Here is a 12,746-nt window from a genome sequence, read left to right on the forward strand (position 1 = left end):
TATTCTTATGCTCTTCCATACCAAATATCCTAACCTTTATGCGCCGCTAGACTCCCGCGCGGCACCTTCTGACATTTTACGCACACCGTGGAGGAACGCCCCGCCACTACCACTTTGCGCATCGGCGTACCGCATCGCTCGCAGGGCCTCCCAACTCGTCCATACGCGGACAGTGATCTAGAAAAATAGCCAGATTCACCATTGACGTTCACATAGAGAGAATCGAAAGAAGTCCCCCCTTGAGTCAGCGCCCGCTCCATCACCAAGCGGCAAGCACCGTAGATCTGCTCAATCTTCGGCTTCGACAATTCATTGCCACGGCGCAGCGGATGCACCTGCGCAGCCCACAGCGCCTCGTCAGCGTAGATGTTTCCAACACCCGAAACTACGGTTTGATCAAGTAAAATAGCTTTCACTGCTCTTGCCGAGCTCTGCACCTGGCGGCAAACCGAGGCCATGTCGAGGTGGGGGTCTAACACGTCGCGCCCAACGTGGCTCACGCAGGCAGGCAGTCTTCCATCTGCATCTCCCCGCCCCGCTGGCACTCCCGCTCGGTCACCTACTAACTGATCAGCGCGGAGGTATCCGAAGGTGCGCTGATCTACAAACCGCAGGGAACGGCCACCACTAGTCAGCGTCGCCCGTTCATGCTTGGAGGGCGGAGCATCCGAAGGACGCACCAGCATCTGCCCTGACATACCCAAATGCACTACTAACGCCGTGTCATCATCCAGTAACGCCCACAAGTATTTTCCCCGCACAGCCCATCCCAAGATGGCCCGCCCTCTAAGCGATCTTTCTAGCGCCTGCGGCCCACCTACCGTGTGCCTGGCCGTGCGCGGGTGCCTGATAGCGGCGTCTTCAATCAAAAAATTAGAAGTATGCTCAGCTAAACCGGCCCGAACTACCTCAACCTCTGGCAGTTCTGGCATTTACTTCCTTTCGCACCGCCTCTACATCCACGTCGAACCCCAGTGGGGTGTGGATGTCATAGCGCTTTTGCAGTTCCTCGACCGCTGCCCTTGCTGCTTCGTGCTGAGCGAGCTTCTTCGAAGAGGCAGTTCCACTAGCCACCACCTGGCCATCGACCAGGGCCTGCGCAGTGAATACCCGCGCATGATCGGGGCCTGTAGAGGTCGACTCGTAGACCGGGGAGGAAAGCTCTAGCGCGGCGGCGAGTTCCTGAAGCGTCGTCTTCCAATCCATGCCTATGCCACGCTGGACCACCTGATCCAGAAGATCGGCAAGTAGGTCTTCGACCACCTTGCGCGTCTTCTCGAGCTTATGGGTCAAATACGTGGCACCAATTAGAGCCTCTACAGTGTCAGAGAGTATGGAGTCCTTGTTGCGGCCCCCGGAAGAATCCTCACCTTTGCCTAGAAGGATGTAAGGTCCCAGATCGATCTTGCGGGCGACTGCTGCAAGCGCCGGCTGAGATACCGTAGCGGCGCGCATCTTCGCCAAGTGCCCCTCAGGGTGACCCGGATAGTCGCGATACAGCTTTTCGGTTACCACAATAGAAAGCACCGAGTCACCTAGAAATTCGAGCCTCTCGTTAGTGGGCAAGCCGCCCTCTTCGTTGGCAAACGAGCGGTGAGTCAGGGCCAGAACCAGCAGGTCTGGATCGATACTTATCCCCCAGGCCTCTGTAAGCCTGCGTACATCCGGGGTTTGACTATTCACTTTCGAGCTTGTCCTTCAACGCTGCTAAAGAGGCCCACCTGGGGTCCACATTCTGGTGTTCATGACCGGGATTGTCGGCTAGCCTAATGCCGCATTCAGGGCAAAGTCCCGGGCATTCTGGCTTACACAGAGGCGCAAAAGGAAGATCGGCAATGATCGCGTCACGGACTACCTCATCTAGCGCCACTTCGTCGGCACCCACCGTAGGCATCGAAGCCGCCTCCTCGTCGCCCTCCGCGACCAGCTTCTTCAAATGATCCTCATAGAAGAACATCTGGTCAGCGTCGATTGAGACATCGAGGGTGACCGGATCTAAGCACCTGGAACATTCGCCCGTTACCCGGGTGTCGCCCTCGACGTGGGCAAGGATCCCATCTTCCAAAGCAGTCAGTCGCACCGCTAACTCCAGATTAGGCTCCTGCGGCACCTTCAGCACTTCTGTTCCTAGATCTTCAGGAACCGAAACCGACAGGTCAATCCCAATGGTAGAACCTACCTGGGTAGGAAGCTCCCGAAGAGAAACATTTAGTCCATCTTCGAAATCAGTACTCATCTAACGTCCTTTACGAGACAGGGACTGGCGGCCCCCGTGGGTCTGCCGCATGATCTGCTGCAGCAGTTCTTCGAACTCTGCCAGCTTGGAATCCACATAGCGGTCTGCATCGCCTGCGAGCTTACCAGCTTTATTTTGTGCCTCACTGACGATGGACTGCGCCTTGGCCTGTGCCTGCGCAACCACCGTCTCCTTAGCTACCAGTTCACTGGCGCGGGCTTTCGCCCGATTCACCAGATCTTCGGCCTGTGCGCGCGCAGAAGCCGCAATCTTTTCAGATTCTGAGTGAGCGTCGGCAAGGATCTGCTGAGAACGCTCTTCGGCCTCGGACACAGCGGTCTGTGCCTGCTGGTCCGCCTCGCTCCGCGTCTGCTTCGCGTAGTCGTCAGCTTCTAACTTGGTTTGTTCTGCCTGCGAATTCGCGTCCGCGATGGTGGCAGCCGCTTCAGCATCTGCCTGGTCCAACACCTTCGACGCATCCTGGACAATGCCGTCAGCTTGCACCAGATCGTACGGCAGAGCTTCCCGAGCATTGTGCAACAATTCCAGCGCTTCCGCCTGATTTACCAGCACAGACGCGGACAGAGGAAGAGATTTACCTGAGGCGATGAGTTCGCTGAGCCGATCCAGTACAGCGATCACGTCCGAGGGCGCGTACTGTTCCTCGACCCCTTCCAGATTTTCTACCTGATCCGTTTGAGTGTCTACTTCCTCGTTGGCCATGTCTCCTCCAGCTGTTTCATCTTCTTGTATACATTTTCAGGCACTAACGACGAAAAGTCGCCACCGAAACTCGCAATTTCCTTTACCGCGGAAGAAGAGACGCAGGTGTAGCGTGCCTCGGAGGGAAGTAGAAGAGTTTCAATGCCACCAATTTCTTTGTTGAGACGGGCCTGCGTCACCTCGTTTTCTACGTCGACCATGCCGCGCACCCCCTTTATCAGCACCTCGGCCCCCAGCTGTTCGGCCGTGTGCACAATGAGGCCACTCGTACTAATCACGCTGACGTTGGGTATGTCGGCCACTGCCTGCGCAAAAAGTTCCACCCGCTCGTCGGTGCTGAACAGGGACTTCTTGGCGGTGTTATGAGCAATTGCCACGTACAGGTGATCAAATAGCGGCGCAGCTCGCCGAACCAGGTTTGTATGCCCCAGCGTGGGCGGGTCGAAAGAGCCTGGATATACTGCGGTACTCATAGGTACACCTTAACCGTTATCCGTCTCCTTTTGCGGCATTGGCGCGGTATCGGCGTAGTAAACGGTCGTGTCACCATAGTTCTTCTGAGTGATCAGATCTAGCCCTTCTGGAAGGGGCGGCTCACCGTCTCGCTTCGCCCTCTCTAATACCACGACGGCTGCCGGACGCAGCTTGGGAAGCAGACTTTCTAATAGTTGTCCGATCTGCTCGTTTGTCACGTCGTAGGGAGGGTCAATGAAAACTAGATCCCACATGTCCTCGTCATTTTCTAAAAACCCGGCGGCACTGGTGGGATATACCCGCGCGTTGGCTCTAAAGTCGGTAGCCCGCACGTTCTGGCGGATTAGGTCGCATGCCCGCTGAGACTTATCGACGAGGGCGGCCCTTAGAGCTCCCCTGGACAGCGCTTCTAGCCCTAACGCCCCGGTACCTGCATAGAGGTCGAGGACGGTGACCCCCGCGAGCGCGTCGTAGTGTTCTAGTTTCGAAAAGATAGCTTCCCGAACTCGCTCCGAGGTGGGGCGGGTACCTTTTTGAGGGACGGCTAGTTTGCGCCCTTTCGCGCTTCCTGCGATTATTCGGGTCATCGTTAGTTCTTCTCCAAAAATGCCATGTTCTCGAGCTGGGCCTTTATTGCAGCTGCAAGATTCGGATATTTAGCCAAGGTAGGGTCTGATTCTATTAGTACTTTGGCGTTACTTCGAGCCTCCTCAATCACATCGGTATCTTTTATCACGTCTAGGAATTTCAGTGAGCTGGTTGCTCCGGACTGGGCTGCTCCCAGCACGTTGCCGGATGAACGCAGAGAGAGGTCGTATTCAGAGAGTTTGAATCCGTCGGTTGTAGAGGCGAAGGCTTCTAGCCGCTGGCCCGCCAGTGACTGTGGCTGCGCGCCGGTAACCGCCATGCAAACGGCAGCCTTGTTTCCGCGCCCCACGCGTCCGCGTAGCTGGTGAAGCTGCGACAAGCCGAAACGGTCTGCGTCGAGGATGACCATCATAGTGGCATCGGGAACGTCTACTCCCACTTCAATCACGGTGGTGGACACTAGCAGCCCTACTTTCCCGGCAGTGAAAGATTCCATGACTGCATCTTTTTTGGGACCGGACATCTTTCCGTGCAAGCTGGCAGCCGGAATGTCCTTGAGGGAGGGATTCTGCCCCAAGTCCGCTATTGTTTGGGTAACTGAGGCTATCTCGTCGTCACTTTCAATCGACGGGCAGACTACAAAGACTCTGCCCCCCTTATTGATTTCTTCTCTGCTGCGCTGCCACAGTCGTTCCATCCACACTGAGTTCTGCTTGGGCACTACGAACGTCTGCACGGGCTTACGCCCCTTTGGAAGCTCCTTTATTGTGGTCACGTCCAGGTCGCCAAAAACGGTCATTGCGAGTGTCCTGGGTATGGGCGTGGCGGTAGTGACCAGCATGTGCGGGCTAGTCAGCGCGCTCGCGCGGATTTTGTCGCGTTGTTCCACTCCGAAGCGGTGTTGTTCGTCCACTACTGCTAGTCCCAGGTAAGGCAGTTGCACGCCCTCGGATAGTAGGGCGTGAGTGCCCACGACTATGGCCGGTTCCGATGATGCAAGGCGGGCCAGCACTTCGCGTTTTCTTGCCGTCTTCATGTTTCCGGTCAAGAGGAACACCGGCACTCCCCCGCCGGCAGGGCCCACTAGTTCGTCCTCAGCTAGCGTCCCGAGGGTGGAACGCAATGAGGCATAATGCTGTTCTGCCAAGATCTCTGTGGGGGCAAGAAGAGCAGCTTGATAGCTATTCTCGACCGCGGTGACCATCGCCAGCAGAGCCACGATCGTCTTTCCTGATCCCACGTCACCTTGGACGAGTCTAGACATGGCCACCCCCTGGCCCATGTCTTTATCTATCTGCTTCAGGGCATTCCTTTGTCCCTCCGTGAGAGTAAATGGCAGTGATTGCTCAAGCTTTTCCCGCAGCCCACCACGGTGGCGCGCGCACTTGGGGGCTTTCCCAGCTCGCGACTTCGCCCTCATCTGCAAAAGCGCGGTCTGAGTCAGCATGGCCTCTTCGTAGCGCATCTGTTCCGTCGCTGCTTCCACGTCGCTATCAGTCGCGGGTAGGTGCAGCTTCTTTATGGCCTCGAAGCGGACAAATGGGGTATGGCTGCCCGGCGGAATAAGATCCGGGTACGAGGCAGGATCTATAGTCCCCAATATCATCTTCACTGCTTCAATAATCTGTTCATTCTTCAGCTTTGCAGTGGTGTGATAAATCGGGATCGGAGTTTCCTGGTCGAATGCGGCCAGTTGCTCGTCGTCATCTAACACATAGCTCGGATAGGTCAGCTGCAACTGATTGCGGTACACGCTGACTTTCCCTGAGAAAAAGCCAGTTGCGCCCTCCTTCAAGCGGCGCTGGTGCCCGCTGAGGGCGCGCACATGCCGCCCAAAAAAAGTTAGGCCGATGGTGGAAGTACCATCAGTTACCTGCACGTTCAATATTGCCCGGCCGCTGCGGGCTTTACGAGATAGAGCCGATATCACTTTCCCGTACACTGTCACGTCCGCGCCCACTTCCAGCGTGGCCATGGCCCTCAGTTCGCCTTTGTGCTGATACCTGAACGGAAAATGCGCCAGGACCTGCCCGGCAGTTTCAATATTTAGCTTTACGAATTTCTTCACCAGGGCATCAGCGAAGATTCGGTTTAGCGGCGTCTGCGCGGTGACCGTCACTGAATGCCTCCAATCAGGGACTGCCCTGCCTGCCCACCGTAGATTATCTGCAGGTCCGTTCCTAATGCCGCCTCATAGTTAGCGATCTCGATAGGACCGTCCTTACTGGCTGCCAAGAGGCGCAAAGGGCGGGTTGTATCCACCTGCACTTCTTCCAATTCCGAGGTCGACCATGAGGGCGGCAGGGAAGCTACCGTGTCGGCTACAACCGCCTCTAAATCCGCGAGCGAGCGGGCCTGCGGGGAACTTCCCGCTTCCAAGAAGGACAACACGTCAAGATCATTGCGCACCCCGGCCACGTGTACCCGTTCATCGTTGCGGGCCCGGCTCGCCGCAAATTCGCGGGCCCTGGCAGATCCACACAGATAGGTAACCGCGGCGGCTCCACCGGCTAGCGCGGTCAATTCTGCCCTAGCTAAAGCGTGCGTCGAGGAGGCGTTAAGCACCACCGTTGCACCCGCCTTGGCAACTTGCTGAGCGATACCGGGGGCCTCTATGCATGCCACGAACGCCATCCTTAGCTGGGTGAGCGAGTTGGGCCGGAGCTGAATAACGTTCGAGGCAGTCTCCACCCCGCGCCGTCGTTGCAGGTAGCGGATTGTAACGTCGGCGGTTTGCACGTCAAGGGGCACTAGCGCACTGGAATGCCATACCGCAGAGCGCATAATCGATTCGCCCAGTAGCTCCTCCGGCGCACTCCATGCCGCTTTGCCACCGTAACCATCTATCCGTGCCCGCGTATCCTGCAACGCCTTTGGACTCACGTCAGACCAGGCAGCGCTTGTCTCAAAAATATCGAGTGAATCCGCCAGCGTAGTCTTGGCCAAGCGGGCCGCCACCGGGTCCTCCGGAAGGGTGTCAGAGCGAATATCGTCACTGTAGACCTTGGACAGTTCTGCGGCTACAACTGCTGCCAACGCTTCACCGGGATCGGCAAACTCTTCTACAGGATAGAGCAATGTCAGCGCCAGAAGAAACACCACCTGGTCAATGCTCAAATAGTCATCGCGATCCTCGAGTGACTCGCAGATCTGCCCAATCCACGAGGGCGTAGACACATTCGCAAGCGAGTCCGTTACGCCCTCGAAAAAATGCAGTAGGAAATCCGCAAAATCCACGGGCCGTAGCACTCGCGGTAGGTTCACGCTCGCTCTCTGCATACCTGCGGCAATAGCTACCCCTAGGCGCCCTTCCGCAAAAGATGCGCAGGCGGCAGCAAATTCCGCTCCCCACCAAGACACGTCTGCTTCAGCAGGCAGTTGCGATACGGCCTCATATGCGCCTCCTAACGAAGCAACTGCCTGAGCCGTCCCCAGAGCGCGCGAAAACTCGGGCTGCTCCATCCGCTCCTTGAGTCCGCCTAACACACGCTGCCATAGCGCGCGTAAAGCCGGCCCATCGATCTGCGTCTGCCCACTTATTTGAAACACACCTTAAGTATTGCAAAAGCTGGGGCCTCACGAGGGTTACATCGCACCAGAAGACACTCCGACGTGAAACAGGCGACAAATGACCGCGGAGGTTTGGAGGCAGCAGTAAAATCAGTTATTCTAGACAAGTTGCTAAAAGCTTTAGCGAACTTTTTCCACTGTCGGCCATTAATTGTAAGGAGAAACCGTGGCTGCTACCTGCGAAATCTGCGGCAAGGGACCCGGCTTCGGGAAGTCCGTTTCGCACTCTCACGTGCGCACCAACCGCCGTTGGAACCCGAACATTCAGCGCGTGCGCGCCGTTGTGAACGGTACCCCGAAACGCATCAACGTATGCACCAAGTGCATCAAGTCTGATCGCGTTCCGCGCTAAGACACTTTAATATTCATTTTGGGCCGCGCCTGCGTGCGGCCCAAAAAGTGTTTAAGCTAGTTCCAATAACTCCGACTAAAGGACCAAAATGGAACTAAGTGAATTCGTATCTTCCCTCCCCAAAGTGGAATTACACGTACACATCGAGGGAACTCTAGAACCCGAACTAAAATTCGCTCTGGCCGAGCGAAACGGAATAACGCTTGATCAACAAACCCCACAGCAAGTCCGTGACTCCTACGATTTCACCGACTTGCCGTCATTCTTAGCCGCCTATTACGACGGCATGGACGTCCTGCGCACCGAAGCAGACTTTTATGACCTCGCCACCGCCTACCTAACCAAGGCAGCTTCCCAGAATGTTCGCTACGTGGAAATGTTCTTTGACCCGCAGGCACACACCAGCCGCGGAATTTCTTTCCACACCGTAATCAGTGGCATCCGCCGCGCACAGATAGACGCTGAAGCAAACCTGGGCATCGTAAGCACCTTGATTATGTGTTTTCTTCGGGATTTCCAACCCGAATATGCCATGGCGACCCTGCTGGAATCCCTACCCTACGCGCACTGGATCATGGGGGTCGGACTGGATTCTGACGAAAACGGCAATCCTCCGGCAAACTTTGAGGCCGTCTTTGCCCGCGCCCGCAAAGACGGTTACCTGCTTACCTGCCACTGCGATGTGGACATCCCTCACTCCATTGAACACATTGGCCAGGCTATTAACCAGATTGGGACTGCCAGGATCGACCACGGCACCAACATTGTCGAAGACGAATCGCTCGTAAAATACGTTGCCAAGGCCGGTATTGGCCTTACCTCCTGCCCCATCTCTAATTCTTGGATTTCAGAGGGCGGAAAGGTTGCCGAGATCAAACAGCTAGTAGGTCAGGGCGTGCGCGTAAGCATCAATTCAGACGACCCGGCATACTTCGGCGGTTACATCGGGGAAAACTTCCAATACCTCTTGGAGGCAGGGGTTGACAAGCAGTTCCTGATCGAGCGTTGTAAGGATGCCGTAGCAATGTCGTGGGCCTCCCCTACCTTGAAGCGGCAGCTTCTACAGGAGATAGCTGAGCTGGAGTATTAGTTTCCCTTGTAGGCTTCCAAGGCAGCCTTGATCATGGGGATCTGCAGTGGCAGCCGCCCGATAGAGATCACTTGCTTCTGCCAAGGTTCGTTGCGCCAGTCCCAAGCCATCTGGAAGTTTGCCGGCCATACGCCCGCAAGCACCCCGGCTGACAAAAGACCGGCAGCCTTGCGAGTCTTTGGATGCATGAGTCCAGCAGCGCAGGCTAGCTCCAAGACGCCAGAGGCGTAAGTCCAGAATCGTTTATCACCGGGAATGAAATCCGGGATAATACCATCAAATACTTCCGGTTTTACGAAATGCATGGTGCCTACTGGGATAAAAACAAACGGTAAATGACTAGCCTTCATGGCAGATATTTTATACCCCAACGTACAAAAAAGCGGTGAGGCAAGGCCTCACCGCTTTTGTGTTCTAGTAGCAGTTACATATTCTTCTTATACCGCATTGCGCCTACACCTGCGGCAACAGCCCCACCAGCAATCAGTAGCAGCGAGATGGCAGGCACGCCGGTACGTGCCAGAGAACTTGTGGAGGAGTTCCCCGCCTTACCAGAGGCGGCAGTGGTCTTACCCTTGTCACCTTCCGCCGGCTTAGATTCCGTAGAGTGGTCCTTGTCGGAGCCAGGCTCTGCGCTCGGCTCAGTAGGCTCAGTAGGCTCAGTAGGCTGACTCGGTTCAGAGGGCTTCGCATCCTTGTTTTCTGGGAGTGCATTCAGCACAGTGAAGAACAGGTCTGTCTGGTCAGTGCGTCCGATAACGTTCTGGGCGCCGGGACCAGAAGCTGCAATTCGCAACTGGGAGCCGGTGTGGTTTTGTCCGCCCAGAGCGTCCTCACCATTGGTAGGCGCGTTGGCGTAGTTGATTACCATCGGAGCACCATCAGCAGTTAGCAGCCTCGTGGTTAGACCCGCGGTGCGGTCTTGGTCGCTAGTGATCTGGCTGGTGTGTGCGTGATCTGCAGTGGCAACGATCAAGGTGGGTTCGCCCGACTGGCTTACCCACTTCTGGGCAGCCTGAATAGCCTGGTCCAGATCGTCCAGTTCACCAATCTGCCCACAAGCATCCGCATCGTGGTCGGACTTGTCGATCGAGGCGCCCTCTACCTGCATGAAGAAGCCGTTCTTATTCTGCAGAAGATCCATAGCCTTAGTGGTCATCGCCGCCAAAGTGGGCACCGAATCACTGCGCTCCGGATTTACCTGGCAGGCCTTCGCTTCGCCCTCGGCCCCATCAGCGGTAGGGGTAGTGCGCAGGAATTGGCGTGGCATGTTGCCTTCAGAGAATAGCCCCAAAACCGGAGCATCCTGGTCAGCTTTCTTTACCGACTCCAGTCCTGCCGCATCAGTGACCACGGTGTACCCGTTTGCCTTGGCATTGTCTAGCACAGACTTGCCCTTAGTCCACTGGGTAGAGCCGCCAAACTTTCCGGATACCTGCACCTTCTGGGCGAAGGCCTTCGCTCCGCCGCCCAAAGTGACATCGGCGCGCACATCAACGAGCTGCTCTGCGATGGATCCCAGTCCCCCATTCTCGCGGAACTGCTTCTTGAACTTCTCGCCCTGGCAAGCCTGCTTGTTCTTGTCCATCTCGGGGCCGTAGCACTTCCGGTTGAGGGCGTGAGTAGCAGCCCCCGCAGGAGTAGCATCTTCAATCTCGGCTGTGGAAACGTTGCCGGTCTTCATACCGCGAGCCTTCGCGTTCTCGAGAAGGTTAGGAACAGGCTTGCCCAACATGTCAACGCCAATGGCTCCGTTGTAGGTCTTAGTGCCGGTATTCCAAGCAGTAGAAGAGGCCGCAGAGTCGGTTACATAGTTAGGTTTACCGGTTTGAGGATTGAGCGAGAAGTGCGTGTAAGACCCGGTGTACTTCAGATTGTCTAGTCCTGGCAGACGCCCGTTGGCGCCGTACAGGTAGTTGCGAGCAGAAGTGATCTCGCTGTCGCCCATGCCATCGCCAATGAAGACAATGACGTTCTTCGCCTTGTCAGTTGACCGGCCTGGCCCGGACTCGCCATACTGGGCGCATTCGCCCGGTTTCGGGGCAACTACCTTGCCGTCCTTATCTATCTTGTAGCACGTATCCTGCACATTCTGGGCCTCTGCAGGTTTCTTCACCAGGTCATTGGCAGCGCCCTGTTCACCTAGACCAAGAGCGTTCTTGATAGTAAAGAATGTGTCAGTCTGATCTGTTTGACCAATGACGTTTTCCTCACCGGGACCGTAGGCGCCAATGCGGAGCTGGGCTCCGGTGTGTTGCATTGACGAATCAGTAGTCGGCTGCGTTCCGTAGGCCACAGTCATAGTCGAGCCTTCCTCCGTGCGCAAGCGCGTTGCGAAGGCTACCGAATCCTCGCCATCAGGCACTACCTGGCTGGTGTGAGAGTGATCTGCAGTGACTACCACCAGGGTGTTTCCGTCAGCCTTAGCAAAGTCCAAGGCAACCTTGGTGGCCTCGTCGAGGCGGCCGGTTTCGCCAATTTGCCCGCAAGCATCAGCGGCGTGATCGCGCTTGTCGATGGATGCGGACTCTACCTGTAGGAAAAATCCCTTGTCAGAGTCCGGCTTGTCCAGCAGGTCAATGGCCTTTTCGGTCATTGCCTTCAGTTCTGGTTCGGAACCAATTTCCTGCTTTTTACAGGTTTGCGGTTCTGCGGTGGCTCCACCTTTCACGGCCTCGGAAGGGGCAAAGGTAGTTTCCATGTTTCCGGGGCTAAATAGGCCAAGCACCGGATTTTGTTGATTCGCTTCAGAGATCTTTTCCAGGTCCTCGGCGGTTTCGGCTACCTGGAAGCCGTTGTCCTTGGCATTTTCGAGGACGGATTTACCGGCCTTCCATTTGGTGTCATACTTAGCTTCACCCTTTAGGAAGGGATTGGTGTTTCCAGAATCTTTGGCAACAACCGAATCGAAATACTTGCGGCCGCCACCCATGGTGACGTCGGCGCGAGTATCGATTAGCTGTTCAGAAATTGACCCGATCCCGCCATTTTCGCGCAAGTCCTCGCCCTTAGCAGGCTTGGGTCCAGTCGGAGAGTAGTAGGACCGGTCGGTGGCGTGGGCGCCCATTACTGCAGGAGTTGCGTCCTGAATCTCGGCAGTAGAGACGTTGCCTGTGCGCATGCCAGCGTTCTTGGCAACTTCCAACAGGTTCTCTTGGGGTTTGCCTTTTAGGTCGACTCCGATGGCACCGTTGTAAGTCTTGGTACCGGTAGACCAGGCAGTGCCTGATGCAGCCGAATCCGTAACGTAGTTAAAAGAACCGTCTTTATTAATCGAGTGGTGAGTGTATAGGCCATCCGAAGTCAGCTCGTCAAGCCCCTCAAAGCGGCCGCCCGCCCCCTTCAGATAGTTGCGCGCAGCCGTGATTTCCTGCTGGCCCATGCCATCACCAATAAGCAGGATGACGTTCTTGGCTTTTGCGTTGCTTCGCTGCTGGCCGGCAGTGCCAAACTGGGCACAATCTCCGGGGCCAGGGGCTACAACATTCCCGTTGCCATCCATGGTGACACATGAGTTGGGACCGTTATAACCGCGGGTCGTCGGTGAATCAGCTGCGGAGGTAGCAATGCCTGCTATGGGGGCTGCAAGCAGCGCCAGAGCGCCAATCCCTCCGATCACCTTCGAATTCTTTTTCAACATATCCTCTTCCTGTCATAGGACGCTATAGCACTTGGGCATAAAGTGCCTGCCAGCATCGAAGCAGAAAGATGCT

General features: G+C 56.2%; 12 protein-coding genes. 2 read left to right on the top strand and 10 right to left on the bottom strand.

From position 1 onward, the window contains the following. Nucleotides 1–29: 29 nt before the first annotated feature. From mutM to QP400_RS08640, 8 genes are read right to left on the bottom strand one after another with little or no spacing between them, the layout of a single operon-like run. Nucleotides 30–932, bottom strand: a complete 903-nt coding sequence (gene mutM, locus QP400_RS08605; RefSeq protein WP_004804962.1) for a bifunctional DNA-formamidopyrimidine glycosylase/DNA-(apurinic or apyrimidinic site) lyase — start codon at nucleotides 930–932, stop codon at nucleotides 30–32. Beyond that, entirely contained in the window at nucleotides 910–1,683 is a 774-nt protein-coding gene (gene rnc, locus QP400_RS08610) for a ribonuclease III (protein WP_004804959.1), read from the bottom strand. Before rnc ends, mutM begins: the two co-directional genes overlap by 23 nt. After that, complete coding sequence (locus tag QP400_RS08615; RefSeq protein WP_004804957.1) at nucleotides 1,676–2,236, bottom strand: YceD family protein; 561 nt, start codon at nucleotides 2,234–2,236, stop codon at nucleotides 1,676–1,678. The genes rnc and QP400_RS08615 overlap by 8 nt, the downstream gene beginning before the upstream one ends. Next, the gene (locus QP400_RS08620; protein WP_004804955.1) at nucleotides 2,237–2,959 is read right to left on the bottom strand and encodes a hypothetical protein; all 723 of its coding nucleotides are present in this window, start codon (nucleotides 2,957–2,959) and stop codon (nucleotides 2,237–2,239) included. Then, a complete protein-coding gene (gene coaD / locus QP400_RS08625) occupies nucleotides 2,941–3,432 on the bottom strand; it encodes a pantetheine-phosphate adenylyltransferase (RefSeq protein WP_004804953.1) in 492 nt (163 codons plus the stop codon). The genes QP400_RS08620 and coaD overlap by 19 nt, the downstream gene beginning before the upstream one ends. A 9-nt stretch (nucleotides 3,433–3,441) precedes the next feature. Then, a complete protein-coding gene (gene rsmD / locus QP400_RS08630) occupies nucleotides 3,442–4,020 on the bottom strand; it encodes a 16S rRNA (guanine(966)-N(2))-methyltransferase RsmD (RefSeq protein ID WP_004804952.1) in 579 nt (192 codons plus the stop codon). 2 nt (nucleotides 4,021–4,022) lie between these two features. Beyond that, entirely contained in the window at nucleotides 4,023–6,140 is a 2,118-nt protein-coding gene (locus QP400_RS08635) for an ATP-dependent DNA helicase RecG (RefSeq protein ID WP_048707448.1), read from the bottom strand. Continuing rightward, nucleotides 6,137–7,570 (bottom strand): hypothetical protein, encoded by a 1,434-nt coding sequence (locus QP400_RS08640; RefSeq protein WP_141740512.1) that lies wholly within the window; start codon nucleotides 7,568–7,570, stop codon nucleotides 6,137–6,139. The genes QP400_RS08635 and QP400_RS08640 overlap by 4 nt, the downstream gene beginning before the upstream one ends. Before the next feature lie 187 nt (nucleotides 7,571–7,757). Here QP400_RS08640 and rpmB point away from each other — a divergent pair, with 187 nt between their 5' ends. Together rpmB and add are read left to right on the top strand one after the other, a co-directional pair. Further along, nucleotides 7,758–7,943, top strand: coding sequence for a 50S ribosomal protein L28 (gene rpmB / locus QP400_RS08645; RefSeq protein ID WP_004804943.1), 186 nt, complete (start codon nucleotides 7,758–7,760; stop codon nucleotides 7,941–7,943). 88 nt (nucleotides 7,944–8,031) lie between these two features. Then, nucleotides 8,032–9,033 carry an adenosine deaminase gene (add, locus tag QP400_RS08650; RefSeq protein WP_004804942.1) on the top strand — a complete coding sequence of 334 codons (1,002 nt, stop codon included), beginning with the start codon at nucleotides 8,032–8,034 and terminating at the stop codon, nucleotides 9,031–9,033. Here the strand turns inward: add and QP400_RS08655 are convergent. Together QP400_RS08655 and phoA are read right to left on the bottom strand one after the other, a co-directional pair. Continuing rightward, nucleotides 9,030–9,383: a DoxX family protein gene (locus tag QP400_RS08655; protein ID WP_048707452.1), complete on the bottom strand. Its 354-nt coding sequence runs from the start codon at nucleotides 9,381–9,383 to the stop codon at nucleotides 9,030–9,032. The two genes, add and QP400_RS08655, sit on opposite strands and share 4 nt — an antisense overlap. Before the next feature lie 74 nt (nucleotides 9,384–9,457). Further along, on the bottom strand, nucleotides 9,458–12,673 hold the full coding sequence (phoA, locus tag QP400_RS08660) for an alkaline phosphatase (protein ID WP_070424986.1): 3,216 nt from the start codon (nucleotides 12,671–12,673) through the stop codon (nucleotides 9,458–9,460). Nucleotides 12,674–12,746 lie beyond the last annotated feature (73 nt).

This window comes from Winkia sp. UMB3158 (assembly GCF_030217145.1).
GTDB lineage: Bacteria > Actinomycetota > Actinomycetes > Actinomycetales > Actinomycetaceae > Winkia > Winkia anitrata.

Bases quoted from the DNA above. Each gene is read 5' to 3' on its own strand.
- QP400_RS08620 (WP_004804955.1), bottom strand. From the start codon at position 2,959: ATGGCCAACGAGGAAGTAGACACTCAAACGGATCAGGTAGAAAATCTG.
- rsmD (WP_004804952.1), bottom strand. From the start codon at position 4,020: ATGACCCGAATAATCGCAGGAAGCGCGAAAGGGCGCAAACTAGCCGTC.
- mutM (WP_004804962.1), bottom strand. From the start codon at position 932: ATGCCAGAACTGCCAGAGGTTGAGGTAGTTCGGGCCGGTTTAGCTGAG.
- coaD (WP_004804953.1), bottom strand. From the start codon at position 3,432: ATGAGTACCGCAGTATATCCAGGCTCTTTCGACCCGCCCACGCTGGGG.
- QP400_RS08655 (WP_048707452.1), bottom strand. From the start codon at position 9,383: ATGAAGGCTAGTCATTTACCGTTTGTTTTTATCCCAGTAGGCACCATG.
- phoA (WP_070424986.1), bottom strand. From the start codon at position 12,673: ATGTTGAAAAAGAATTCGAAGGTGATCGGAGGGATTGGCGCTCTGGCG.
- QP400_RS08615 (WP_004804957.1), bottom strand. From the start codon at position 2,236: ATGAGTACTGATTTCGAAGATGGACTAAATGTTTCTCTTCGGGAGCTT.
- add (WP_004804942.1), top strand. From the start codon at position 8,032: ATGGAACTAAGTGAATTCGTATCTTCCCTCCCCAAAGTGGAATTACAC.